This is a genomic window from Bradyrhizobium sp. ORS 375, assembly GCF_000239775.1.
GTDB lineage: Bacteria > Pseudomonadota > Alphaproteobacteria > Rhizobiales > Xanthobacteraceae > Bradyrhizobium.
The window spans coordinates 43,784-68,160 of record NZ_CAFI01000037.1 but is presented as its reverse complement, the minus strand read 5'-3'; the positions used below and the strand labels follow the sequence as shown (position 1 = coordinate 68,160).

At 65.4% G+C, this 24,377-nt stretch carries 21 protein-coding genes; 4 read left to right on the top strand and 17 right to left on the bottom strand.

Going from position 1 to position 24,377, the window contains the following annotated elements:
• Window positions 1–194: 194 nt before the first annotated feature.
• A complete protein-coding gene (locus BRAO375_RS03450) occupies window positions 195–455 on the bottom strand; it encodes a hypothetical protein (RefSeq protein ID WP_035638736.1) in 261 nt (86 codons plus the stop codon).
• On the bottom strand, window positions 452–1,579 hold the full coding sequence (locus tag BRAO375_RS03445; protein ID WP_009026065.1) for a PepSY-associated TM helix domain-containing protein: 1,128 nt from the start codon (window positions 1,577–1,579) through the stop codon (window positions 452–454). The genes BRAO375_RS03450 and BRAO375_RS03445 overlap by 4 nt, the downstream gene beginning before the upstream one ends.
• A 789-nt stretch (window positions 1,580–2,368) precedes the next feature.
• Between BRAO375_RS03445 and BRAO375_RS03440 the strand changes: the two genes are divergently transcribed.
• Together BRAO375_RS03440 and BRAO375_RS03435 are read left to right on the top strand one after the other, a co-directional pair.
• Window positions 2,369–2,590: a hypothetical protein gene (locus BRAO375_RS03440; RefSeq protein WP_035638733.1), complete on the top strand. Its 222-nt coding sequence runs from the start codon at window positions 2,369–2,371 to the stop codon at window positions 2,588–2,590.
• Between the two features lie 11 nt (window positions 2,591–2,601).
• A complete protein-coding gene (locus BRAO375_RS03435; RefSeq protein WP_009026062.1) occupies window positions 2,602–3,000 on the top strand; it encodes a hypothetical protein in 399 nt (132 codons plus the stop codon).
• Between the two features lie 109 nt (window positions 3,001–3,109).
• Here the strand turns inward: BRAO375_RS03435 and BRAO375_RS03430 are convergent, their stop codons facing one another.
• Window positions 3,110–4,018: a DUF1259 domain-containing protein gene (locus BRAO375_RS03430; RefSeq protein WP_009026061.1), complete on the bottom strand. Its 909-nt coding sequence runs from the start codon at window positions 4,016–4,018 to the stop codon at window positions 3,110–3,112.
• Between the two features lie 1,203 nt (window positions 4,019–5,221).
• On the opposite strand from BRAO375_RS03430, the gene BRAO375_RS03425 reads away from it, so the two are divergent.
• On the top strand, window positions 5,222–8,512 hold the full coding sequence (locus BRAO375_RS03425) for a DEAD/DEAH box helicase (protein ID WP_009026060.1): 3,291 nt from the start codon (window positions 5,222–5,224) through the stop codon (window positions 8,510–8,512).
• Window positions 8,513–8,526: 14 nt separating this feature from the next.
• Here the strand turns inward: BRAO375_RS03425 and BRAO375_RS03420 are convergent, their stop codons facing one another.
• Genes BRAO375_RS03420 through BRAO375_RS03380 form a run of 9 tightly spaced genes read right to left on the bottom strand, consistent with a single transcriptional unit; the run spans window position 8,527 to window position 17,850 of the window.
• On the bottom strand, window positions 8,527–9,414 hold the full coding sequence (locus BRAO375_RS03420) for an intradiol ring-cleavage dioxygenase (RefSeq protein ID WP_009026059.1): 888 nt from the start codon (window positions 9,412–9,414) through the stop codon (window positions 8,527–8,529).
• Between the two features lie 18 nt (window positions 9,415–9,432).
• Window positions 9,433–11,187, bottom strand: a complete 1,755-nt coding sequence (locus BRAO375_RS03415) for an FAD-dependent oxidoreductase (protein ID WP_009026058.1) — start codon at window positions 11,185–11,187, stop codon at window positions 9,433–9,435.
• Between the two features lie 24 nt (window positions 11,188–11,211).
• Window positions 11,212–12,273 carry a branched-chain amino acid ABC transporter permease gene (locus tag BRAO375_RS03410; RefSeq protein ID WP_009026057.1) on the bottom strand — a complete coding sequence of 354 codons (1,062 nt, stop codon included), beginning with the start codon at window positions 12,271–12,273 and terminating at the stop codon, window positions 11,212–11,214.
• Between the two features lie 12 nt (window positions 12,274–12,285).
• On the bottom strand, window positions 12,286–13,149 hold the full coding sequence (locus BRAO375_RS03405) for a branched-chain amino acid ABC transporter permease (RefSeq protein WP_009026056.1): 864 nt from the start codon (window positions 13,147–13,149) through the stop codon (window positions 12,286–12,288).
• Complete coding sequence (locus BRAO375_RS03400) at window positions 13,146–13,853, bottom strand: ABC transporter ATP-binding protein (RefSeq protein ID WP_009026055.1); 708 nt, start codon at window positions 13,851–13,853, stop codon at window positions 13,146–13,148. The genes BRAO375_RS03405 and BRAO375_RS03400 overlap by 4 nt, the downstream gene beginning before the upstream one ends.
• Complete coding sequence (locus BRAO375_RS03395; protein WP_009026054.1) at window positions 13,853–14,572, bottom strand: ABC transporter ATP-binding protein; 720 nt, start codon at window positions 14,570–14,572, stop codon at window positions 13,853–13,855. The genes BRAO375_RS03400 and BRAO375_RS03395 overlap by 1 nt, the downstream gene beginning before the upstream one ends.
• A gap of 21 nt (window positions 14,573–14,593) precedes the next feature.
• Window positions 14,594–15,874: an ABC transporter substrate-binding protein gene (locus tag BRAO375_RS03390; protein ID WP_009026053.1), complete on the bottom strand. Its 1,281-nt coding sequence runs from the start codon at window positions 15,872–15,874 to the stop codon at window positions 14,594–14,596.
• A gap of 42 nt (window positions 15,875–15,916) precedes the next feature.
• Entirely contained in the window at window positions 15,917–16,987 is a 1,071-nt protein-coding gene (locus tag BRAO375_RS03385) for a maleylacetate reductase (protein ID WP_009026052.1), read from the bottom strand.
• Complete coding sequence (locus tag BRAO375_RS03380; protein ID WP_052536043.1) at window positions 16,984–17,850, bottom strand: dioxygenase family protein; 867 nt, start codon at window positions 17,848–17,850, stop codon at window positions 16,984–16,986. Before BRAO375_RS03380 ends, BRAO375_RS03385 begins: the two co-directional genes overlap by 4 nt.
• 97 nt (window positions 17,851–17,947) lie before the next feature.
• On the opposite strand from BRAO375_RS03380, the gene BRAO375_RS03375 reads away from it, so the two are divergent.
• Window positions 17,948–18,895, top strand: a complete 948-nt coding sequence (locus tag BRAO375_RS03375; RefSeq protein ID WP_009026050.1) for a LysR family transcriptional regulator — start codon at window positions 17,948–17,950, stop codon at window positions 18,893–18,895.
• Window positions 18,896–18,927: 32 nt separating this feature from the next.
• Here the strand turns inward: BRAO375_RS03375 and BRAO375_RS03370 are convergent, their stop codons facing one another.
• The 5 genes from BRAO375_RS03370 to BRAO375_RS03350 form a co-directional block, all read right to left on the bottom strand.
• The gene (locus BRAO375_RS03370) at window positions 18,928–19,977 is read right to left on the bottom strand and encodes an L-idonate 5-dehydrogenase (RefSeq protein WP_009026049.1); all 1,050 of its coding nucleotides are present in this window, start codon (window positions 19,975–19,977) and stop codon (window positions 18,928–18,930) included.
• Window positions 19,974–21,380: a TRAP transporter large permease gene (locus tag BRAO375_RS03365; protein WP_009026048.1), complete on the bottom strand. Its 1,407-nt coding sequence runs from the start codon at window positions 21,378–21,380 to the stop codon at window positions 19,974–19,976. Before BRAO375_RS03365 ends, BRAO375_RS03370 begins: the two co-directional genes overlap by 4 nt.
• 4 nt (window positions 21,381–21,384) lie before the next feature.
• Window positions 21,385–21,963: a TRAP transporter small permease gene (locus BRAO375_RS03360; RefSeq protein ID WP_009026047.1), complete on the bottom strand. Its 579-nt coding sequence runs from the start codon at window positions 21,961–21,963 to the stop codon at window positions 21,385–21,387.
• 80 nt (window positions 21,964–22,043) lie between these two features.
• The gene (locus tag BRAO375_RS03355; RefSeq protein ID WP_085964440.1) at window positions 22,044–22,979 is read right to left on the bottom strand and encodes a sialic acid TRAP transporter substrate-binding protein SiaP; all 936 of its coding nucleotides are present in this window, start codon (window positions 22,977–22,979) and stop codon (window positions 22,044–22,046) included.
• Window positions 22,980–23,014: 35 nt separating this feature from the next.
• Window positions 23,015–23,803 carry a FadR/GntR family transcriptional regulator gene (locus tag BRAO375_RS03350; RefSeq protein ID WP_009026045.1) on the bottom strand — a complete coding sequence of 263 codons (789 nt, stop codon included), beginning with the start codon at window positions 23,801–23,803 and terminating at the stop codon, window positions 23,015–23,017.
• Between the last annotated feature and the right edge of the window lie 574 nt (window positions 23,804–24,377).

The following is a 24,377-nucleotide window of genomic DNA, read 5'->3' as shown; positions in this document are numbered from 1 at the left end:
GGGCTGCGCGCAACGCGCGGCGCCCACACTGAAGCGAGCCTCGGCGGATCGCCGAATCTGTAAGAGCGCTGCAATCGTTGCAGGACGACAGTCTGAGGTCGATGATCGAGATGAGGTTCTGATCGGATGCCGCGGCCGCCCCGTCGCGTCCCGACCGCGATCGCGCGAGGCGGCTCTCGGCTGGAACGGCGCGGCTATTTCGAACCGCTTCCGCGGGCCTCAGCCTGAACGCGCTGCGCGGGCTCGAGGCCTGACTTCCAGCGTGCGCCATAGATCAGCGACAGCAGAATCGGGATCGACAGTCCGAGCCAGCACAGACCGTCCCAAACGCCGTCGCCGAACAATCCGAACGAGAGGCCGGCCGCGGCAACGAGCCCGATCAGCAGCGGCGCGCGAAACACCTGCCACGCCGAGAGCTGCACGGAGCGCGGCGACGGCGCCGCGGACGAGCTCATGGCGACACCGTCGCCGCAGTCGCGGCCACGACGCTCGACGATCTGCGTCGGCTGCCCCGCCGCTTCGCCACCCATAGATAGAGACCGCTCGACAGCACGATGATGGTGATGATGTCGAGCAAGGCCCAGATGATCTTCAGGGGAAGCCCGCCATAATCACCGAAATGCAGCGGCCGCGACACCTGCAGCGCGCGCAGGTACCAGGACAGTGCCGGCGCGATCATCTTGGTGCTGTCCTGCGCATCCACCATGACAGGCGAGAACATGCGCGCCGTGAACGGCGTCCTGCCTTTTGTCCAGACGATGACATGCTGAGGGCTGCCGAACCGCGTCGCAGTCGGCAAGGTCACCGATGCCACGAGCCGATCCGGATAGGCGGTGCGAACCGCGTCGACTGCGGCCTCGACCGACTTCGCCTCAGCGAGCGGCTTGCCCTGATGGGGAGCGAGCAGCGCCGGCATGGTCTGGGCGCGCCAGAGATCCGACAGCGGCACGGCGAGCGTGTTGATGGTCCCGGTGAGCCCCACCGCGAGCGTCCAGCTCACCGTGACGATGCCGAGCAGATTGTGCAGGTCGAGCCATTTCAGACGCGTCGAGCGATCCCGCACGGTTCCGAACTGCAGCCGCCGCATGAACGGCCAATACACCACGACGCCGGACACGATCGAGGCCGCGAAGACGAGGCCCATCAATCCGAGGAACAGCTCACCCGGCAGTCCCGTGAACATGTCCCGGTGGATGCGCAGAATCACGTCCATGGCGTCCTGATGCGGCGCCTCGTCGCCGAGGATGGCGCCGGTGCGCGCATCCACCGTCAGGCGATGAAGCTGTCCCGGCACCGGGATCGGAGTCGGCGACATCGCGACCACGACGAGCGGCTCGGCCGCTTTCAGGCTGACGAACAGCACGTGCTGCTTCGGCTGCTGCTGCCGCGCCGACGCGATCAATCGGTCGAGCGGCAGAACGGGCGTATCGGCCGGCATTGCAGGCGCAGAGATCTCGTCTTCGAGAAGATGATTGATCTCGTCATGGAAGATGAGCGGCAGCCCGGTCAGACACAACATCAGCAGAAAGATCATGCTGACAAGCGACGTCCATGTGTGCACCTGAACCCACAACCGCATTTTGCTCGAACCCACCCTGCTTCACCACCGGACCGAGGCGCCCACGCCCGGCCGCGTCCATCGACGTCTCAGCCGTACGTGAGATGCATCGCCTCACGATCGAATCGCCTCACGATCAAATTGCGAAAAATCCAGAAACGATCAGAAGCAGACCAAAGCTCACACGCGACGACGTCCTCGACGCTCATCTGCTCTGAGTTCCAAATGGGACCGATGGATTCACAACGACAAGGACGTTCTACAAAGACAATCGAGAGCCGAATCATGCTGATCGTCGCATGCCGATCAATTGAATTCGGCACTGCGGCCGCTGGAATCGCTTTAAGGTAGAACGCGAAATGTGGCGTTGTCACTCGTTCGCCAACACGCCGGGATGTTCGCAAAGGGGCGACATCGGGACGCCGCCGGCACGCGTGAGCTGCAAGGTGACAAAAGCTGGGCGACACGCGCTGTGTTCGGCGGGCTCGCGCCCGCCCCATTGCTCGGCGATCAGCGCCGTCTCGCCGGTGCACGCCAGGCCTTCTCGACACCGAGCACAATTCAGCGGCCGTCGGGGCCATGCGCAGAAGCCGGACGCAACACGTTGCACGAAGCGCCCGTTTGCCCGGAGTGCATGACGTTATCCAACCCTCCTAGGTCGATCCGGCCCGGAAGCCCCCTCCCTTCCCGCGGCATCTCGTCGAGCAGAGTCCCTGCCTCGCGGCCAACCAGCAGCGGACAGGAACTCTTCCGCCCGGCGCCGGTTGCGCTCCAAGACGTAGCGAGGTGCATTCCTCAGGGAGACGCTCCATGGCAGTCCAGATCGTGATGGATCGAACAGGCGACAGCCGCTACCCGTTCGATCCGGCCAGCGCGGCTGAAGTCGCGGACGCCGAGCGGCGCTTCCGGCAGCTGACGGGACGCGGCTTCACCGCGGCAGCCCGCGTCGCGCCGGGGCGCGTGGAGATCATCCGCTCGTTCGACCCGCGCGTGGAGGAATGCGTGTTCTTCCCGCGGCTCGTCGGCGGCTGACAGCAGCGGTGATGTTCGGCGTTCTCCGATCGGAGCAACGCGCCCTGCGGCGCCGGCGCGCGGTGCGCCGTCTGTTCTGCCATCATCGCGCCGATCGAACGCCGGCCGGCCGCGCGCGGCGCCTGTTGCAGCAATGGCTGACGCCGGCGCAATGGAAGCAGTTTTCCTCGCGCGGCTATTTCGACGTCACCGGCTCCGACAGCGGCCGCCGCTATCGGATCTTCACAGGCTCGGCCATGAATGTCTGCCTGCTCGACGAGCGCGGCCGCACCCGCCGTGGCATCTGCTTCGTGCCGGTCGGCGACCTGCCGGCCGGCGACGTCATGCTGGCGCAGAAGCTGGCGCTGGAGTTGTGCGAGGACAGCGCGTTGATGGTCGCGCGGGAGTTCATCCCGCGCGCTTTGGGTTGAAGCTGGCGGCGCGCTATTCCGCCTCTCGGGCAGGCGAGGTCCGCGATCAGCTCGCATCGTCCAACGCCTTGGCGATGATCTCGCAACCGACACCCTCTCTGCAGACAACTCAGCTTTTCGTGCTGGCGGTCTTGTCGAGCGCTGCACGCAGGCCTTCGGCCAGCTTGACCGCGTCATCGTTCGCCCAGAAGTGCATGAAGAACAACCGCGGCTGCTCATCCAACATGTGGCTGTGCAATGCCGTCACCTCGATGCCGTGGGTGCGCAACGCCAGGATCACCGGATTCACTTCGTCGCTGGTGAGGACAAAATCGCCTGTGACCGCGGCCTTGCCGTCGCCGGTCGGCTGGAAGTTGATGCCGATTGCCACCCCCATCGGCGCGACGGGGGTCAACGGCTGGCCGCCTTGCGTAATCGGGTCGCGTCGCTTGACATTGAACTGATAGACGCCGCCATTGGCCTGGCCTTTGACGCCGATGATGCGATCGAGCTTCGTCGTGTCGAGATCGACGGCGGGCGGCGAGCTCGCCGGCGCCGCTCCGGTCAACGGCGTTTTGCTCTCCGCCAACGCATCGCGGATCGCTAAAGCCAGCTTGAGAGCGTCCCCGTGGCCGGCGACGTGCATGTAGAATGTCGCCGGGTTCGCGCGCAGCAAATGATTGTGCACGGCGGTGATCTCGAGACCCCCCGCGATCATCTTCGCCATCACCGGATTGATCTCGGTCTCGAGGAGAACGAGGTCGCCCATCACCATGGCGCCGCCATGGGCAGGCTTGAAGGCAACCCAACCGCCAAGGGCCAGCGCGGGCTTGATCGTGACGCCATCCAGCGTGACCGAGAGATCGCTGCGGGGAAAGCCATAGCGTCGGACATCCTCGGAAATCGCCGGCTTGCGGCCCAAGGTCTCGTCCACCCGCTGCCAGTCAGCGTCTTGGCCGTAGGCGGGGGTCAAGGGATCGGCGCGAAAGGCAGACAGGCAGACCGCAATGCTCAGCAGAGCCCAGATGGTTGGCTTCATCGTGCTACTCCTCATGATCAGTTTCGCTGGGTGATCTGACCACTGCGGGCGCCTTGCGCCGTGTGACGCCAGCCCGTCATGTCGCCAAGCGATCAGCCGTGGATCTGCGCAATCGACACGCACGGCGGCTGTCGCAGCACGTCTCGACTGAAGACCATTTTCCGGGTGAGAAGAGCTGATGTCGGACATGCTGCGCCCTTGGTGATCAGGACGCGATGCTTGGGCATGTCGCCTCGTGGGGAGATCGCCGTCCCCATTGCCGCCCAATCGTCAGTCAGGCCGGAGGTTCCAACGGATCGCACATTTTCTGAGGCCGCACAGGGGTTCAGAACCATCTGGAGTGCGCGCGACCTCCTCGACTCATCATGTTCCAAGGTGCCATGTCCGCTCCTCACCCTCTGAGGAGCCCGCCAAAGGCGGGCGTCTCGAGGGGAGAGGCCCCTACTGCGCCCTCCCCGTTCTGGGCACGATGCGAGAGCATCGCCCGAATGCGTCTTCGCCGCTCCTCACCATGGGGTTTGAAGCCGGGAGCGGCGCTGCCGGAGAAACTCATTTCTTCCGCATCTTCAAGCTGATTTGCCCTGTCCAGTCCCGTCACGCAAAATATTTCACTTTCGCTTTTTCGGAATTCATGCTTATCTGCGTCCGTCCCGCCTCGCCATGAGGGGCGCATCGCGATCGTCACGACGCGCGGGGGGGGATGCGGTGGGTGCGAGGGTTTCGCAGCGTGGCTTGAGGCCATGCGGACGAACGAGACCGCGCGCCGGCGAAGTCGCATGGTCCTGGCCTCCCGACGCTGAGGCCAAGCGGATGGTGACGATGATCCATCCGTGACGGGGGCAAGACAGCTCGGTCCCCGGGGAGAGTGCGTATAAGCCGCCCAACCATCGCGCGGGGAATGCCGGATGTCTCGGCTGAACCTGTGGTGACTGCCGCCTGCTTTTCTTTCTGCAGGCGGGCCATGGGTGCGGCCAGCGCCCGGCATTCCCCGCGCCCTCATGATCTCCGAGGGCCAACATCCCGATCAACTCGGACGCGTCCTGCGCGCCGCGAGAGGGTGATGCGCATGCCGAGAAGTCGAACCATGCCGGACGCGGGCGACAAGCCTCACGCGCGGCCGATCGGGCTGGCTGATGTCCCACGACCCATGAGATCGGCAATCGGCGCCGGAACTCTCATCGCGCACGCCGTGTTTGGTTGGGGATGGCCAAGTCCACAGCACAGCGCAAATCCAAGACATCGACTGTCATTCCGGACGCGTCCGCGCGAAAGCAAACGCGGCAACTGCCGGCATCCGACGCGCCGTTCGGTTTGCTCGCGGCGCGTCTGCTCCAGCTCTGGCAGCGCGCGAAGTCGGGCGGCCTGGTCTTCATCGCAAGCGACGAAACGCGCGCCGAACGCATCGCCGCCGCGCTTCATGCGATGGACCCTGGCTGCGGCGTTGTCGTGCTGCCGCGTTTCGATACGCTGCCCTTCGACGACACCGCGCCTTCGCGCGAACGCTCCGGACGTCGCGCCCATGTGCTGCGGCGGCTGGCCGAGCGTGCGGGCGCGCCGATGCTGATCGCGACGGTCGACGCCATGCTGCCGCGCGTTCCGCCACCGCGGTGCTGGGCCGATGCCTGCCTGCGCATCGAGGTCGGGCAGTCGATCGACCTGGAGATGTTTCGCCGCTCGCTGGTCGCACTGGGATATGCGCCTGATGAACCGCCCGATGACCCGGGCGGCGTCCTGTCTCATGGCCAGACGACCGAGTTGTTTCCGGCCGGTGCACTCGGGCCGGTCAGGATCGGCCATGCCGACGGCGTGATCAGCGCCATCCATTTCTTCGATCCCCTGCATCAGGACGAGATCGCAGCCGCCGACACGCTGGTGATCGATCCCATGTCGGAGCGCGGCCTCTGTGAGGAAGCCGGCCTGGACGACATCTTCGTCTATCTCAACGGCACCGAGATCATCGTCGACAGCGCCGTTCCGGACCGCGCGGAGACGCGGCTTGCCGCGCTCGACGGGAGCGAGGTCGATCAGGCGCGTCGCAGCCGCGACTTCATCGATCGCAGCGCCTGGGATCACGCGTTGCGCGCCGCCTCGGTCCTGCCGGCGACGGGCGATACTGAGCTGATTCCCCTTTTCGCCCAGCAGCGATCGGCCAAGACGGCGCTACGACGCTTCATCGAAAGCTGCAGGCGGCGGGGCGTCCGGATGATGTTCACGGCGGCCGACGAGCACGATCTGCAGCGCATGCAGCGCCTGGCCGGAGTGACGACCGAGAGACGCGCCGATTGGGCGACGGCCGTACGAACGCGAGGCGATGCGATCACTTCGCTGCTGGTCGATCTCGATCGTGGCTTCATGACCGGTGACAACCGCCCGCTCGCCGTCATCACTGCAGCCGAGGTGCTCGGCAGCCGAGCCCGGCATCTCCAGCCGATGGCGCGGCAGGCCGCAGCCGCGGGCATGGAGACGAGGCCACTGCCGGGAAGCGCCGTCATCCATCTCCAGCGTGGCCTTGCCGTGTTGGATGGACTTGAACTCGTCTCGGCGGCGGATGTCAGCACTCGCGAAATGATCCGGCTTGTCTTCGCCAATGGCGAGGCCATCCTGCTGCCGATCGCCGAACTTGCGCTCATCTGGCCCTACGCGCGCGATCCGAGCGGGGTCCGGCTCGACGATGCCGATGGCCGATCGTGGGCGGCTCGCTGCCTGCAGGCCGAGGGCGAGATCGACCGAACCGCCGAGACGCTGTCCGAGCAGATCCGCGCCCGTCGTCGGACCGAGGCGCCGCGCATTGTCGCTTCCGCGGTGGACTACGAGCGCTTCGTGGCGCGCTTTCCTTATCTCGCCACGCCGGATCAGGCTTCAGCAATCGAGGATGTGCTGAGAGACCTCGGCGCCGGTCATCCCATGGACCGGATCGTGTGCGGCGACGTCGGCTTCGGCAAGACGGAAGTCGCCTTGCGCGCCGCCGCGGCGACCGTGTTCTCCGGCCGTCAGGTTGCGCTGATCGTTCCGACCACGGTGCTTGCCGCCCAGCACGTCCAGACCTTCACGAAGCGCTTCGCGCCGTTCGGGATCGACGTCGGACATCTCTCGCGGCTGTCGTCCGCGGCCGATGCACGCAGCACGAAGCGGCAGCTTGCGGACGGCACGCTCAAACTCGTCGTCGGAACGACGGCGCTGGCCGCGGACGACGTCCGATTTGCCGATCTCGGCCTGGTCATCATCGACGAGGAGCAGCATTTCGGGGCCGCCGACAAGGCCAGGCTCTCTCGGTTGCGGGCAGGCGTCCACACGCTGACGATGAGTGCAACCCCGATCCCGCGCACGATGGCGGGCGCCATGGCCGGCTTGCGCGATCTCAGCATCATCGCCACGCCGCCTGTGCAGCGCCGCCCGGTCGTGACCAAGGTCGAGCCGCTGCTCGACGCCACGCTGTCGATCGCGCTGCGCCGGGAGCACCGGCGAGGCGGCCAAAGCTTCGTAATCTGTCCGCGCATCAAGGATCTCGCTCCGATGCAGGAGCGCCTCCGCCGCGTCGTCCCCGAGCTCGGCGTCGCCGTGATTCATGGTCGCATGCCGGCGCGCGACATCGACGCGCAGATGATGCGGTTCGTGGCGGGCAAGGCCGACATCCTCTTGGCCACCAACATTGTCGAGAATGGTCTGGACATCCCTCGCGCCAACACGATCCTGATTACGGGCGCGGAACATTTCGGATTGTCCCAGCTGCACCAGTTGCGCGGGCGAGTGGGCCGCGGCGGCACGCGCGCCTTCGCCTATCTGTTCGCGGACGTCCGGGAGAACGAGGCCGAGAAGCGATTAGCGGCGCTGCAGGAGCTCAGCTTCGCCGGCGCCGGATTTCAGATCAGCGCACGGGATCTCGACCTGCGCGGCGCTGGCGATCTGCTGTCCGAGCAACAGGCCGGCCATGTCCAGGTGTTCGGGCCTGCCCTCTATCACGAGCTGCTGTCACGGGCGCTGCAGGGACGGCCCCACCGCGCCGTCGACATGTGGTTTCCGGAGCTGCGCATCGATTGCTCCGCATTCCTGCCCCCGGATTATGTGAAGGACGAGGCCACGCGGCTCGACGTCTACGCGCAGCTGGCTCACGCCGAAACCTCGGCGGAGATCGACGCGATCGAGGATGACATTGAGCTCCGGTTCGGCGAGCTGCCGCCCGAAGCCAGCCATCTGATCGCAACAGCCCGGATCGGCGTCGACAGCCGTGCCCTCGGAATCGCGCGGCTCGATGTCGGCACGTCAGGCATCGCGGCCCGGCTGAGGCCTTCCGCTTCTGCGGGACTGCGTCGGGGCGGCGACGCGCGATCCCGGCTCGTCTACAAGCAGGAGATCCGGCCCGGCCGGATATTGACCGCAGCGGTCCGATTCCTTGCGGCGCTCAAGCGCGTCGATGCCACACAGCGAGACACGGCGAAGTCCCGCGCACCGCGCCGCAAGACGTCAGCCCGTGTCCCGCGAAAGTCGCGCGGATGAACGCCTCGCCGCGCTCACCTTGTTTCTTGGGGCGTAAGAGTGAAATCGAAACAGGTTTCCCAGAACGGATTGGCAAACTCCAATTGCCGCGCACGTTCCTGGTCATCGACCTTCTCGAAGCTTGCAAGCAGGCTCTTCTTGACGCCGAACACGGCATCAGAATCGATGTAGCGATCGTCGGGATCGAAGATGTGGGTCGTCAGCGGCTCGAACCCGTCGGCCGAGATGATGAAGTGCAGATGCGCCGGCCTGTAGGGATGGCGGCCGAGCTTACCCAGGAGCTGACCGACCGGGCCATCATCTGGGATCGGGTAGAACCGCGGCTTCACGGCACGGAACCAGTAGCGTCCACTCTCATCGGTGCGGAACACGCCGCGAAGATTGAAGTCCGGCTGCAAACCCTTCTGCTGCACGTCGTAGAAGCCGTCGTCGTTGGTCTGCCAGACATCGAGCTTGGCTTTCGGGATCGGCTTTCCCGCGGTGTCGCGGATGACGCCAGAGATCACCATGTCCTCGCCCTTGCGGTCGAGGCAGATGTTGCTGCCGAGCGGCAGCTCCGGCGCGTCGTGCACGTAGAACGGCCCGAGCACGGTGCTCTCCGACGCCCCGGCAGGCTTGCGATGATTGATCGCATCGACCAGCATCGAGACGCCGAGAACATCCGACAGCAGGATGAACTCCTGACGCCAGTCGGTGCACATCTGACCGGTCCGGGTCAGGAACATGATCGCCTCGAACCACTCCTGCTGGGTAGGCTCGATCTCCTTTACCGCCTCGTGCAGCTTGCGGGTGATGACGGCCATCACCTCCTTCAGCCGCGCGTCCCTGGCGTTCTTGTTGCGGCCGATCACGACCTCGGCGGAGTTCTCTTCGGTGAAATAGCCCTGCTCATGATCATCCATGAGGTCGTCCTTTCCGCATCAGTTCGAAAGAATCTGCTTGAAGACGCGGCGCAGCTCCGCAACCGGATCCTCAGCCATCGTCTCACGCCGCCAGCACACGTGCTGATCCGGACGCGTCAGCACGATGCCGCCATCCCTCACCTCGCGCAGGCGCGCCCAGTCGCCGTTCAGGTCCTGCCAGATCTGGCGTGGGCCGATCACATGCGCGTCGATCTCGATGCCGAGCTCCTGGCCGAGCTTCTTCGCCGCCGCAGCCCAGGCCTCGCCGCCGATGCCGGTCAGCACGGCGAACTTGCCGTGGCCAGCGAGATCGAGCGTGGAGATCTTGCTGCCATCCTTGCCGAACAGCCAGGCGTGCGGCAGGCGCGCGCCGGGCCATGTGGTCTGCTGAAAGTGCAGCTCGGGATCCCGGGTGAACGCCGGCTCAGCCTGTCCGTCGGTCACGACGGCATCCGAGCGATAGCGGTGGTTCATCTCGACGCCATGGGCGTCGAACTCATAGACCTTGCTGGCGATGGTCGCACGAATTTTTGCGCGCTGCCGTTCGGCGTCCTCGGTGCGATCGCAGCGTGCGTCCATGTTCTGCTGCATCTTCACCGGATCGATCGAGTCGAGCAGGCCGAGCGCCTGGAAGATCGGCCCGAACTCCTCGATGGACTTGTTGGCGCGGGTCACGATCTGCTTGGCGATCGGGGCGCGCTCGATCGTGTAGCTGTCGAGCAGCTTCGGACTGGCCCGGTCCTTGATGACGTAAGCAAGCTTCCAGGCCAGGTTGAAGGCGTCCTGGATCGAGGTGTTCGAGCCCAGTCCGTTCGACGGCGGGTGACGATGGATGGCGTCGCCCATGCAGAACACGCGGCCGTTCGAGGTTCGTGTCGCATACATGTTGTTGACCGTCCAGGTCGACACCGACTGCAGCTCGATCTGCAGCTCCTGGTCGCCCACGAGGTCGCGGGCGACCTTGATCGCAAAGGCCTCGTCGACCTCCGGCGCCGGCTGGTTGATGTCGTAGCCCCACACGATCAGCCACTCGTTCCAGGGCCGGACCATGCGCACCAGCCCCATGCCGATGCCCCCGACATCGGCACCGGGCTGCACCACCCAATACAGCACCGACGGCCGGTGCGCGACGTAGCGCGACAGATCGGCTTTGAACAGGATGTTCATCGAGCCGCCGACGCCCATCTTGCCCTCGAACGGCAGGCCGGCATGCTGGGCGACCAGCGAGTTGCCGCCGTCGGCGCCGATCAGATATTTCGAGCGCACCGTGAAGGTCTTGCCGGTCAGCCGGTCGAGCAGCGTCGTGGTCACGCCGTCTTCGTCCTGGACGTGGCTCTCATACACCGTCGACATCCGCGCCTGCGTGCCACGCGAGCAGGCCGTCTTGAACAGCAGCGGCTCCATGTAGGTCTGCGGCAGGTCGTTCATCTTCGACGGCGACGACAGCTGGTGCTCGGCGCGCGACAGCGGGTGATTGCCCCAGGTCTGGAGCCGGCCGATCTCCTCGCCGGCCAGCGAGGTGCAGAACACGTTCTCGCCCATGATGTCCTGCTGCGAGGCGAACATGTAGGCCTCGTCCTCGACGTCGCGGCCGAGGTCGCGCAGCACCTCCATCGTGCGCTGGTTGGTGATGTGCGCGCGCGGCGTGTTGGCGAGCCAACGATAGCGGTTGACCACCATGTTCTCGACGCCATAGGTGGACAGCAGCGCCGCCGCGGCCGAGCCGGCCGGACCGGTACCGATGATGAGAACGTCTGTCGTGATGTCGGCCATCGGGCCCCTCCCTGTCGTTTGTTGTCAATTGTCGAGCGGTCCGCCGCGAAGGAGGCGGCGGACCGGCAGCAGCTGGATGCCGGTCCGGCTTGCGAACAGACCCCACAATCCTTGCGGCGCGAACAGCATGATGACGATGCCGATCAGACCGAGCGCCAGCAGATACAGCGAGCCGAAATCGGCGAGCAGCTTCTGCAGCGCGAAGAAGATCAGCACGCCGACGATCGGCCCCTCGATGGTGCCGATCCCGCCGATGACGACGATGAAGATCACATAGGCGGTCCAGTCGATCACCGAGAAGGCTGCGTCCGGCGAGATGCGCGCCTTCTGCACGTAGATCAGCGCGCCGACGAGACCGGTCAGGAAAGCACTGGTCAGATAGACCATCGCCTTCAGCCGCCGCGCATCGACGCCGATGGCGCGCGCCGCCTCCTGATTGTCGCGGACGGAGGCGAGCGCAAGCCCATGGCGCGAGCGCAGGAGGCGGTACACCGTGAAGATCGTCGCGACCGCGAGCAGCAGCGCCAGCCAGTAGCAGATGACGTCCACCGCCTGCGCCGGCCGGATGCCGAGCAGGCGCTGCACGATATCGGTGCCGAACATCGCGCGGGTCGCCGCGCCCGGCAGCGACGTGCCGGTGCCGCCGCCGAGCGTCTTCCATTGCGCGACGACGAGCCGGACGATCTCCGCGACCACCCAGGTGCCGATCGCGAAGTATGCCCCCTGCAGGCGGAAGGCGAAGAAGCCGGCGGGGATGGCGAGCGCAGCCGCAGCCACGCCGCCGAGCAGGATCGAAACCATCGGATCGAGCTTCAGCAGCACGACGCCCGCGAACATCGCGTAGGCGCCGAGGCCGACGAAGGCCTGCTGGCCGACGGAGACGAGGCCGGCATACCCCGCGAGCAGGTTCCAGCTCTGCGCCAGCACCAGCATGGTCAGGATGAAGAACAGATCCTGCAAGGTCGAGCGCTGCAGATAGATAGGCGCAATGATGCCGGCGACGACGATGAGTGCCGCGATCATTGCGAAGGCGGTCGAGGCCTTGGTCCTCGTCTCGACACGCCAGGGGATGGTTCGCCCGTGCATCGGCCTGCCCTCTCAATCGACCGCGCGCGGGAAGAAGCCGCGTGGACGGGCCAGCAGCACCAGCACGAAGGCGATGTGACCGGCGAGGATCTGCCATTCCGGATTGATCGCGCCGCCGACCGTCTGCGCCACGCCGAGCACGACGCCGCCGGCCAAGGTACCCCAGAGCGAGCCGAGCCCGCCCATGATGACGGCTTCGAACGCATAGATCAGGCGCGCCGGGCCGATGGTCGGATCGAAATTGGCGCGGGTGCCGAGAAACACTGCGGCGATCGCGACGATCGCCATCGCGATGCCGGTCGCCACTGCAAACGTCCGGTTGGGCCGGATGCCCATCAGCCCGGCGGTGGTGGCGTCGTCCGACGTGGCGCGGAAGGCGCGGCCGAGCTCGGTGCCGTAGAGCACACGATTGAGGATCAGGATCACGGCGACCGCCGACGCGAAGGTCAGCATCGGCATGACGCCGACATTGAACGGCCCGATCGCGACCGACGCAGTCTCAAGCGAGCCTGCCGGAATGCGGCGGCTGTCGGCGGAATAGGCCTGCAGCAAGCCATTCTGCAGCACCACCGAGAGGCCGAAGGTGACGAGCAGCGGCGGCAGGATGTCGGGGCCGAGCGTGCGGTTGAGCACGTAGGATTGCAGCAGCCAGCCGACGCCGAACATCAGCGGCATCGCGATCAGGACGGCGAGGAATGGATGAAGACCGAGCCCGCTGACGAGTACCAGGATCAGATAGGCCGCGAGCACGATCAGATCGCCATGCGCGAGGTTCACCAGCCGCATGATGCCGAACACCAGCGACAGCCCGGCGGCGAACAGCGCATAGAGGCCGCCGAGCAGCACGCCCTGGAGGATGGTATCCGCCCAGCTCATGCGTGTACTCCGAAATATGCGGCGTGGATCGCCTCGCGGCTGAGCTCCGCGGGCCGGCCGCTCAGGGTCACGCGCCCCTCCATCATGCAGTACAGCCGATCGGCGACCTTCATCGCCTGGCCGATGTCCTGCTCGACGATCACGATCGACGCGCCGCTGGCGCGGATCGCGGGAAAGGCGGCGTAGATGTCCTTGATGATGATCGGCGCGAGCCCGAGGCTCAGCTCGTCACACAGCAAGATGCGCGGGTTCGACATCAATGCGCGGCCGATGGCGACCATCTGCTGCTGTCCGCCCGACAGCGCGGTGCCCGGCGTGTGGCACCGTTCCTTCAGCACGGGAAACAACCGATAGATCGTCTCCAGCGACCATGGCCCCTTCATCGCCCGGCCATAGCGGCCGATCAGCAGATTTTCCTCGACCGACAGCGACGGAAACAGCCTGCGTCCCTCCGGCACCATCGCGATGCCGAGGCTCATCACGTCGGGCGCATCAAGCGCGCCGATCGGACGTCCGTCGAACAGGATCTGATCGGCGCCGTTGCGCAGCACGCCCGAGATTGAGCGCATCAAGGTCGACTTGCCCGCGCCGTTGGCGCCGACGATGGCAATCGTCTCGCCCGCCTCCAGCGTCAGGTCGACGCCGAACAGGGCCTGGAAGTCGCGATAGAAGGCCGTCAGCCCATGGGTTTCGAGCAATGCCATCAGACCTCGATCCCCAGATAGATCTCGCGCACGGCGCTGGAGGCCATGATCTCGTCCGGCTTGCCGATGCCGATCACCTTGCCGAAATTGAGCACCAGCAGCCGCTGCACCACGGCGTTCAGCGCATGCAGCACGTGCTCGATCCACACGATGGTTACGCCGGAGGCATGGATGGCGCGGACGGTCTCCACCAGCGACCGGCATTCGGCTTCGGTGAGGCCGCCGGCGATCTCGTCGAGCAGCAGCAGTTTCGGATCGGTGGCGAGCGCGCGCGCCAGCTCGAGCCGCTTGCGCTGCAGGAGACCGAGCCCGCCGGCGAGCGTGTTGGCGCGGTCGATCAACCCCGTCTGCACCAGGATATCGGCGCAGCGATCGGTGACCTCGGATTCCGCCTTGCGCGATCCCATCGCCGCCGCCACCACCAAATTCTCGAACACGGTCAGCTTCTCGAATGGCTGCGGGATCTGGAACGTGCGTCCGATCCCGGCATGGCAGCGCGCCATCGGCGGCATCCGCGTGACGTCGACACCGTCGAACGACACGCGGCCGGCGTCGACGCGCAGATTGCCGGTGATCAGGTTGAACAGCGTCGACTTGCCGGCGCCGTTCGGTCCGATGATGCCCAGCGCCTCGCCCGGCGCGACGTCAAAGGTCACGTCATCCGTGACCTTCAACGCGCCGAATCGCTTCGCCACGTGATCGAGTTGGAGAATGGGCACGCCGGTTGCTCCGCTCGTCGATCAGGCGATCGGCTCCATCTTCCCGCCAGCGGGAATGTTGGGCGCCGTCTTGTTGTCGGTGATGACGAGGTCGTAGCCGCCGCCATCCTTGAGCCGCCACTGGCCGCCGACCAGCGGCGTCTTGCAGACGTTCTTCGCGGCGAACGGCGGCAGCTTGGCGCCGTTCCATGCGATCGGACCGACGATGGTGTCGAGCTTGGTGGCCGCGACCGCTGCCGTCATCTTGTCGGCATTGGTCGGATCATCGACGCGCTTCAGTACATCGGCTGCGATCTCGAACAGCGCATGCACGAAGCCGATCGGCTGCGTCCACGGCCGCTTCGTCGCGGCGGTGAAGCCGTCGGCGAGCTCTTTGGCGGAAGCGCCGGTCAGCGACGACTTGAACGGATGGCTCGGCGTCCACCAGACTTCAGAGGAGAGATTGTGCCCCTGCTTGCCGAGCGCCTCGACCGCCTGCGGGAACAGCAGCGCCTTGCCGATCGAGGCGATCTTCGGTGTAAAGCCCTTCTGCTTGGCCTGATTCCAGAACGTGGTGAAGTCCGGCGGGATCATCACGCCCGTGATCACCTCGACATTGCCCGACTTGAACGCGTTGATCTGGGCGGAGAAGTCGTCCGACAGGTTCTGATAGCGGCCGGGATCGATCAGCTTGTAGCCCTTCTCGGTCAGCACCGGCGGAAAGCCGACCTTCGGATCGCCCCAGGCATTGCCGTCGCCGTCATTCGGGAAGAGGCCGCCGACCTGCTTGTTGGTGGTCAGCTGGGCCCACATGTTGGTGAAGACGGCGATGACGTCCTCCAGGCCCCAGAAGAAGTGATAGCTCGAGCTGAACGGCTTCCACGAGGCGGGATCGCCGGGATTGCCCTGCTGGCCGATGAACCAGGGCTGCCACGGCGCGACGGTCGAGATGCACGGCAGGCCTTCGGACTCGCAGGTCGTCGACACCGGGTTGGTCGTCTCCGGCGTCGAGGCGACGAGCATCAGGTTGACCTTGTCGCTGACGATCAGCTCCTTGGCGACCTCGGCGGCGCGGTTCGGATTGGACTGGCTGTCCTTGACGACGACCTGGACCTGCAGGCCGGCCGCCTTCGCAGCGGCGTTGAAGCCGTCGATGATGAACTTGTCGGCCTCGGCGAAGGCCGCGAGCGGGCCGCTCTGCGGGCTGACATAGCCGATCTTGGCCGCCTTCCCGGCCGCGAGCGCGGGCCTGAAGATCGTATCGGTGGCGGACAGCAGGCCGCCGACAGCCGCAGTCTCGAGAAGCCTTCGTCGCGTGATCATGTGTCGTTTCCTCCCTGTTTTATTTCTTACGTAACGATCGATCTAAAGCGGTGGTTCTGTGCCTGCCCAGGCGTCCTGCAGCAGCGCGCGGATGTCGGCCTGGCTGAACGGCCGCGGATTGGAATAGGGGTTCTTCACCGCGATCGCCGCCGCCTGGTCGAGATCAGGCTCGGTCAGTCCGAGATCCTTCAGCCGCGTCGGCGCGCCGAGTTGCACGGCGAAGCGATGCAGCGCCTTGCCTGGCGTCGCGCCGCCGAGCGCAAGCGACACCGGCGCCAGCAGATCGGCGGCAACCGCGGCATTGAAGCCGATCGTGTGCGGCAGCAGGATCGCATGGGTCTGTGCATGCGGCGTGTCGAAGCTGCCGCCCAGCGTGTGGCAGAGCTTGTGATGCAGCGCCATCGAGGCGCCGCCGAGCGTTGCGCCGCAAAGCCATGCGCCATAGAGCGCATCGGCACGCGCGCTCTCGTCAGTGGGGTTCGCGATGACGGCAGGCAGCGCGTTCGCGAACGCTCCGATCGCATCGGCCGCCATCAGCGACAGGATCGGATTGCGATCCGGCGCGTAGAGCGCTTCGGCGGCGTGCGCGATCGCATTCAGCCCGGACGAGACCGTCATGTCCTTCGGCAGGGTCAGCGACAGATCGACGTCGTAGATCACCGTCTCCGGCAGAATCGCGGGATCGCGCCGCGTGCTCTTCTCACCACCGCTGGTCTCACCGAGGATGTCGGTCATCTCGGAGCCGGCATAGGTGGTCGGAATCGCGATCTGATCGGCGCCGGTGCGCAGCGCAATCGCCTTGCCGAGTCCGATCGACGAGCCGCCGCCGAGCGCGATCACGCAATCCGCCCCACTCTGCTCGTAGGCCACAACAGCCGCGCGCGTGACGTCGACCGGCGTGTGCATCACAGCGCCGGCGAAGACGCCAGCCGTGGCGCTGCCAAGCCGGTCAGCCAGCGCATCGATGTCGCTGCGCTGCTGCGGCGTCGCCAGCAGCAGCGCGCGCTTGCGACCCAGCCGCTCCATCTCGGCTCCAAGCTGGGACAGAGTGCCCGCGCCGAACACGACGCGCGAGCGAATGCCTGGGAAGACGAAGGCGCGTGTGCTGGTCATGTCATGCTCCGCGTCTTCGGCGCGCGCGCCATCACGAAGGTGAAGGCGAGGCTCCAGGGTACGTCCTTGCGCCGGGTCGGCTTGAGGTCGGCGAGCAGGCTGGGCTTCACGCAATGCAACGCATCTTCGGTGGCGTCGGCGCGATCGAACAGCTGCGTCGTGATCGGCTCGAAGCCGTCGGCCGAGATGATGAAGTGGATGCTGGCGGGGCGCCGCAGCGAACAACCAAGCTGGCCGAGCAGCCGGCCCGCGGGACCGTCGATGGGCACCGCGTAGCTCGCCGGCTTCACGGTGAGATAGTCGAACGCGCCGTTGGAATCGGCCGTGAAGATGCCGCGGAGATTGCAGTCGGGCTGCTCGTCCGGCTGCTGGTTCTCGAAGAAGCCCTGCCCGTTGGCCTGCCAAGTCTCAACGACGGCGCCGGCAATCGGATGACCGTCGAGGTCGACCACCCTGCCCGCAACCGCGAGCGTCTCGCCGACACCGTCGAGACAGATGTTTGCGCCATTCGCCCGTCGCGGCGCGTCCGCACGATAGAATGGCCCGCGTGGCGCATTCGGGGTGGCTCCGGGAGGACGGCGGCTGTTGATGTCCTCGACCAGCGCGGTCGCGCCGATCAGATCGGCCAGCAGCACCCATTCCTGGCGGTTGTCGGTCGTGGCGTCGCCGACGGCCGCAAGATACGCCATGACCTCGCGCCACTCGGTCCTGGTCGGACGAAGCTCGCGGATGAGCTGATGAATGTGGCCGACGATCGCCATCATGCCGGTAGGAAGCCGGCCGTTCCCGGCCCGCGTGATGCGTTCCGCCATGGCCTCGCCCGGCCGTTCGCCACTGCGATCGATGGGCAGCTCCTGCCGCATCGTCCCTCCCCGGAGACAATTTCCCGTTTACGAGAACGGTAGCAGGACCCGGCCGGGGCGTTGATGATTTCTGCAGGAGATAATATAGCAATTTGCTATGAAGATCGACGAACGCCACCTCGTGCAGCTCGCGGCCGTCATCAACGCAGGCGGCGTCACCGAGGGCGCTGCATTGCTCGGCATGACGCAACCGGCCGTGTCCCGCACGCTTGCTACGCTGGAAAAGCGGTTGGGCGAGCCGCTGTTCGTGAAAGGCCGCCGGCCGCTGCGGCCGACCCCGTTCGGCCGGGCGCTCGCCGATCACGGCCAGGCCATGCTGCTGGCCTCCCGCAAGGCGTCCGAGCTGATCGACAATTTCCGCCACGGCCTCGCCGGCACCGTGCGCGTTGCCGGCACGCCGTTCTTCATGGACGGTCTCATCTCCGGCCTGATCGCCGAGTTTCACAACGCCCGTCCGGACGTGCGCGTGATCCAGAGCTACGGTTACATGCCGGACCTGCAGGACGCGATCCGCGCTGACCGAGTCGATCTCGCGATCTGCCCGGTCGATGTGCTGGACGGTGACGATCTCGAGTTCCAGTCGATCCTGCCCGGGCGCAACGTCGTTGCCTGCCGGGTCACCCATCCGCTGCTGATGAAGCGCAAGCTGAGGGGGCCGGAGATCCTCGACTATCCCTGGATCGCGCCGCCACCGAACAGTCCGCTGCAGGCCGACATGCGCGCGCTGCTGCTGTCATTCGGATCCACAGGCGTCAACGTCCCCTATGTCGGCGGCTCGCTGGCGAGCGCGATGAACTATTTGAAACGCACCGATGCACTCACCATCCTCCCGCACGGCGTCGTCTTCGCCTATCGCAAGGAGCGCGAGATCACGGCGCTGCCGCTGCGCGTGCCGCACCCGGATCGCGCGCTCGGCGTTCTCCGGCTCGCCGGCAGCCCGCAGTCGCCGGCCGCGACGGCGTTCTCCGATTCCGTCGCGAAGGGCTTCGCGGCCTTGGCCGAGCTGATCCGCCGTCACGAACAGTCGGTCATCTGGAAGGGCTGACGACGAAACTCCGTCTCGTTCTGGGCAGCGTGTCAATGCGCGGTCAGAACCACCTTCACGCTCTGCGAGCGGTCGAGCGCCAGCCGCAGCGCCTCGGGCGCGGAACTCAGCGGACGCTCCGCCGTGACCAGGCCGAGCACGTCGACCGCACCATCGCAGATCAGCTCGACGGCGGTCATGAACTCCAGGCTGAAGCGGAATGAGCCGCGCAGCTCGATCTCCTTGGCCATCACCGCATTGGACGGCGTCGGAATCTGGCCGCCCGGCAGATTGCCAATCTGCACCACAATGCCGCCCCGCCTGACGATACCGATCGCTCCGGCGAGTCCGGCCGCCGTTCCGGACACTTCGAACACAACGTCGAACGGGGCAACGGCTGCCTGCGCCTTCAGACCATCGTCGCCGCCGGAGATGTCGAACACACGATCGGCGCCGAGCCTGCTCGCAAACGCCAGCGGCGCTGGAGCGATATCGACGACCGTCAGGTCCGCAGCGCCCGCACGACGGGCCGCGAGCATCGTGAGAAGCCCGATCGGACCGGCGCCGAACACCACGGTCCGTTTGCCCCTGAGGTCGCCGGCACGCGCCGCGGCATGCAGGCAGACCGCCAGCGGCTCGGCCAAAGCCGCCGCCTGATAGGAGACGTGATCGGCGATCTTCACGCATTGCGCGGGCGTGGCTTCGAAATAGCTGGCGAAGCCACCGGCCATATGCGGAGTCTTCGAGGCCGAGCCCATGAAGTAGATGTTCTCGCACAGGTTCAGACGGCCCTCGCGGCACGGCCCACAATGCCCGCACCAGCGTGACGGGTTCACCGCCACCCGGTCCCCGACCTTCACGCCCTGCGCGGCTCCCGCGATCTCCACCACCTCGCCAGCGATCTCGTGGCCGAGCACCAACGGCGACGTCACGACGAAATCGCCGGTGCGGGCGTGGCGGAAGTAATGCATGTCGGAGCCACAGATGCCGCCGGCGCCGAAGCGGATCCGAACCATGCCCTCGGTCAGCGGCTCGAGAGGTCGCTCGATAATGCGCAGATCCTCAGGACCAAACAGAGTGGCGGCGAAGCTCATCGAGGTCATTTTACGAGTCCCATGTATTTCGGCAGCCCCAGCGTGAGGTCCGGGATATAGGTAATCGCGATCAATGCGATCAGGAGCGGTACCAGCCAGGGCAGAATGGCCATCGTCGTGCGCTCGACGGACAGTTTCGAGACGCGCGCCAGCACGAACAGAACCATCCCCAGCGGCGGATGCAACAGGCCGATCATCAGATTGAGCGTCATGATCAGGCCGAAATGGATCGGATCGATGCCGAGCTTGAGCACGATGGGCAGCAGGATCGGCACCAGGATGGTGATCGCTGCGATCGTATCGATGAAGCAGCCGACGAACAGGATCAGGATGTTGGCCAGCAGCAGGAACACCCACTTGTTGTGCGTAATGCCCAGCATCGTGTCCGTCAGGATCTGCGCCGCCTGCGACACTGTCAGGAGCCAGGCGAAGATCGAGGCGGCCGTGACGATGAACAGCACGGAAGCGGTGGTCTCGATAGTGTCGAACGTCGCTTTCGCCACCGTTCGAAAGTTCATCGTGCGATAGCGCACCAGACCGAGGAACAGCGACCAGATGACCGCGGCAACCGCGGCTTCGGTCGGCGTGAACCAGCCCAGCGTCATGCCGCCGATCAGGATCACCGGCGCCATCAGCGCCATCACCGCCGAGAAATCAAAATACCAATCCAGAGCAAGCAGCACGACGAGGCAGAGTCCCGCGGCGAGATTGACCGAGAGGCCGGCCAGGACAAGCAGCCAGACGGCGAGCGGGAACGCCAGAACGACAACGATTTCGAGGGCCGCCGAGCCGAGTTGCTGCCAGGAAAATGGCGAGTCGCTGCCCCAGCCGTTCTTGTGGGCGAAATAGGCCACCGTCGCCATCATCGCCAGCGTCATTACGGCGCCCGGAATGACACCGCCCAGAAACAACGCGCCGATCGAGACGTTCGCCATCATGCCGTAGATCACGAACGGCAGCGATGGCGGGATGATCGGCCCGAGCGTGGCGGACGCCGCCGTCACGCCGACGGAAAACTCCGTCGAGTAGCCGTGATCCTTCATCGCCTTGATCTCGATGGTGCCGAGACCGGCGGCATCCGCGATGGCCGTGCCGGACATGCCCGAGAAGATCACGGAGCCGACGATGTTCACATGGCCGAGGCCGCCACGCATCCACCCCACCAGCGCGACGGCAAAACGGTAGATGCGGCCGGTGACACCCGCGATATTCATGAGGTTGCCGGCCAGGATGAAGAAGGGAACGGCCAGCAGCGGGAAGCTCTCCACGCCGGCGATCATGCGCTGCGCCAGCGTGACATCAGGCGTGATGCCGGTGACGAGAATATAGACGAGCGACGACACCGCCATCGCCAGCGCCACCGGCAGTCCGAGGAGCATCAGGACGAGGAACGATCCGAGCAGGAGGAGCATGATCCTAGGCCTCCGTGCCGTCGAACGCACCCGGGCGCTCGAGAATCGAATAGCCGCGGCGCCAATTCTGGATGGCGACCTGCAGCGAACGCAGGCTCATCAGCACGAAGCCGAGCAGCACGAAATAGTAGACGTATTTCTTGGGAAACTTGATCGTCGTCATCCGCTCGTCGCCGATCACGTCGATGAAGACCCAGACCAGCTTGATGGCGTAGGTGAAGAATGCGACCCGAATGGCGTCGATCGCTGTGGAGAGGACGCGCGCCGGAAGGTGCGGCAGGTAGCGGAACAGCAGATCGACCTGAATGTGCCGCGATAGCCGGACGCACATCGCCGATCCCACGAAGACCACCGCGATCAGACAGTACGTCGCGATTTCCTCGGTCCAGGCGTAGCTGTCGTTGAGCGCGTAGCGGGTGAAGAACTGGAGGAACACGCAGAGCGCCATGATCCAGAAGATCGCCAGCGCCAGCCAATCCTCGGCCGCATAGGGGCTGAGGTCGGCCGTAACCGGCTCACTCTCTTCGAAAGTATGCGCAATTTCATCGGCCGTGATCCGCCGATGCAATTCAGCCGTGGACATCGAATTTCCTTGAACCTGAACGATGGGCGTGAGGGCCTCGCCTCCCCGCCAAGCGGCGCGGAGGCGAGGCTCACGCGGAGCTACTTGATGGCTTGGATGCGATCCCAGTCCGACTTGCGGTAATCGAAGCTCTCGAAGCTGATCGCCTTCATCACAGTGTCGCGGAACTCGTCCTTGTTGACCTCCGTGACGATCAGCCCCTTGTCCTTGAAGAAGGTCACCAGCTTGGCCTCCTTGGCCTTGATCTCTTCGGTTGCCTTGGCCGCCGCCTCCTGCGCCACGTCAGTGAAGATCTTGCGGTCCTCTTCGCTGAGCTTCTTCCAGAGCCCGCCGGCGATGACCGTGTTGAGGTGATCGACGATGTGTCCGGTCAGCACGATGTATTTCTGCACCTCGTAGAACTTCTTGGCCTCGATCGTCGTCAACGGGTTTTCCTGAGCTTCCACGGTGCCGTTCTGGAGCGCGAGATAGACTTCGGCGAAGGCGATCGGCGCAGTGTTGGCACCGCAGGCCCGCGGCATCGCAAGATAGGCGGGGACGTCCGGCACCCGGATCTTGAGGCCCTTCATCTCGGCGCAAGACTTGATCGGCTTGTTCGAGGAGGTCTGCCGCACGCCGTAATAGGTGACCGCGACGATGTGATGGCCGCTTTTGTCCTCGTATCCCTTGGTGAGCTCCTTGAAGACGTCGCTCTTGGTGTAGGCGAGCAGATGATCCGCATCGCGGAACGTATACGGATAGTAGGTCACGCCGATCGGCGGATAGGCCTTGGCGGCAAAGCTCGAGCCCGAGATGATGATGTCGACCGAGCCGAGTGACAGGCCCTGATTGATATCGGTCTCCTTGCCGAGCTGCGAGGCCGGATAGACGTCGATCTGGTAGCGCCCGTTGGTGCGTTTGCCGATCTCCTGCGCAGCCCAGACCGACGCGGTGTGGAACGGCTCCGACGTCTCGTAGACATGGGCCCATTTCAGCTTGGTCTGAGCCTGCCCGGGGGCCCCTGCGGCGATGAGCATCGCGGTGGCCGCGATGGAAAGAATGGCGATCTTCTTCAGCACTTGGATTTCCTCCCTGGTTTGATTCTGTTTTTTGTAATGCTTGGTTCGGTATCAGCCGCTTTCCCGACGCGCGTCGTGGCCGCTTCTGCACCGAAGCTCTGTGCGAACCGGGCTTGCGAGCGCGCCAGATGATCACGCATCGCGGCCTGAGCGCGTTCGGGATCGCGCGCCGCGATGGCCCGGAGAATTTCCTGGTGCTCGGCATGCGCCGTCCGCCACGAGTCCGAATTCTCGAAATAGGTCGCGAGCTTCGCAAAATAAGGATTGAGCCGCTGGTCGAACAGTTCGCCGACCACACGCGTCAGCACTGCGTTTCCGAGGCATTCGGCCACCGCGATGTGGAAAGCGCGGTCGTGCGCCATCAGGGCTTCGCTTGGATGATCGCCCGTGGCCACCGCGGCAAGCGCGGCGCCGATGCCTGCGACGTCATCGGCGGTCGCAAGTCGCGCGGCTTCGCCCGCGATCGCGCCCTCGATGAACTCGCGCGCGCGCAGCAGTTCGAATGGTCCTTCGATGATGGCGGAGGCCGACGCGGTGAATGCGGCTGCAGTCGGCTCGATGACGTAGATTCCGGAGCCGACGCGGATGCGGACCCTGCCTTCGACCTCGAGGGCGATCAGCGCCTCCCGCACGGTCGGACGAGAAACCTGCAATTGTTCGGCGAGCTCGCGCTCGGTCGGCAGACGGCTGCCGACCGGAAACTCTCCCCCATCGATCAGCGCGCGAAGCTGATCGGCGACCTGACGGTAGAGACGTCGTGCTTCCACCGCTTCTAGAGGCACCGCGTTTTCTCCCCGGGGGCGGTCTATCTTTGGCCAATTGGCCTGACCAATTGTCCAAAACACTGGCGGAACTCCGTGACCGAGTCAAGCCGGAGCGGTGACTTCCCTCGGGAGGACCGGGCAGCGATCAAGGTCCCGCCAATAACTCGCTGCATGGACGAGGTCCGGCGCGCGTAAGAGAAGCCGTCTTTGCAGATGCGGGACTTCGCCAGCAACGGCGCGCTGCAGACATCCCGCACGCGCCCATTGCGCCTGGCCGGTTGACGCCGCCGAAGGTTCGAACGCTTGGCTGCCCGTGTCCAAACCCGAGCCCACATCCTGGCTCGAACCATCCCACAGCGCGGCACACGGCGGATTTTTGAAAAACAGAACCGTGACCCTGAGAGGCTGATGTCGAAACAAGAACTGGCTGGGGCGGGAGGGATCGAACCTCCGAATGGCGGAATCAAAATCAGCGCGGTCCGTTATACAAATCAACGCGCATTCTGAAACACGGAGGGAATTCGACCCTAGGAATTCCAATAGGTTACACCGCAATTCAGAACGCGAACCGGCCCTGGGGGCTGCCAAGTCG

Bases quoted from the DNA above. Each gene is read 5' to 3' on its own strand.
- BRAO375_RS03385 (WP_009026052.1), bottom strand. From the start codon at position 16,987: ATGACCAGCACACGCGCCTTCGTCTTCCCAGGCATTCGCTCGCGCGTC.
- BRAO375_RS03405 (WP_009026056.1), bottom strand. From the start codon at position 13,149: ATGAGCTGGGCGGATACCATCCTCCAGGGCGTGCTGCTCGGCGGCCTC.
- BRAO375_RS03360 (WP_009026047.1), bottom strand. From the start codon at position 21,963: ATGTCCACGGCTGAATTGCATCGGCGGATCACGGCCGATGAAATTGCG.
- BRAO375_RS03355 (WP_085964440.1), bottom strand. From the start codon at position 22,979: ATGCTCATCGCCGCAGGGGCCCCCGGGCAGGCTCAGACCAAGCTGAAA.
- BRAO375_RS03415 (WP_009026058.1), bottom strand. From the start codon at position 11,187: ATGGCCGACATCACGACAGACGTTCTCATCATCGGTACCGGTCCGGCC.
- BRAO375_RS03450 (WP_035638736.1), bottom strand. From the start codon at position 455: ATGAGCTCGTCCGCGGCGCCGTCGCCGCGCTCCGTGCAGCTCTCGGCG.
- BRAO375_RS03370 (WP_009026049.1), bottom strand. From the start codon at position 19,977: ATGACCTCGATGAGCTTCGCCGCCACTCTGTTTGGTCCTGAGGATCTG.
- BRAO375_RS03380 (WP_052536043.1), bottom strand. From the start codon at position 17,850: ATGCGGCAGGAGCTGCCCATCGATCGCAGTGGCGAACGGCCGGGCGAG.
- BRAO375_RS03425 (WP_009026060.1), top strand. From the start codon at position 5,222: ATGGCCAAGTCCACAGCACAGCGCAAATCCAAGACATCGACTGTCATT.
- BRAO375_RS03440 (WP_035638733.1), top strand. From the start codon at position 2,369: ATGGCAGTCCAGATCGTGATGGATCGAACAGGCGACAGCCGCTACCCG.
- BRAO375_RS03390 (WP_009026053.1), bottom strand. From the start codon at position 15,874: ATGATCACGCGACGAAGGCTTCTCGAGACTGCGGCTGTCGGCGGCCTG.
- BRAO375_RS03365 (WP_009026048.1), bottom strand. From the start codon at position 21,380: ATGCTCCTCCTGCTCGGATCGTTCCTCGTCCTGATGCTCCTCGGACTG.
- BRAO375_RS03400 (WP_009026055.1), bottom strand. From the start codon at position 13,853: ATGGCATTGCTCGAAACCCATGGGCTGACGGCCTTCTATCGCGACTTC.
- BRAO375_RS03410 (WP_009026057.1), bottom strand. From the start codon at position 12,273: ATGCACGGGCGAACCATCCCCTGGCGTGTCGAGACGAGGACCAAGGCC.
- BRAO375_RS03420 (WP_009026059.1), bottom strand. From the start codon at position 9,414: ATGGATGATCATGAGCAGGGCTATTTCACCGAAGAGAACTCCGCCGAG.
- BRAO375_RS03435 (WP_009026062.1), top strand. From the start codon at position 2,602: ATGTTCGGCGTTCTCCGATCGGAGCAACGCGCCCTGCGGCGCCGGCGC.
- BRAO375_RS03445 (WP_009026065.1), bottom strand. From the start codon at position 1,579: ATGCGGTTGTGGGTTCAGGTGCACACATGGACGTCGCTTGTCAGCATG.
- BRAO375_RS03430 (WP_009026061.1), bottom strand. From the start codon at position 4,018: ATGAAGCCAACCATCTGGGCTCTGCTGAGCATTGCGGTCTGCCTGTCT.
- BRAO375_RS03375 (WP_009026050.1), top strand. From the start codon at position 17,948: ATGAAGATCGACGAACGCCACCTCGTGCAGCTCGCGGCCGTCATCAAC.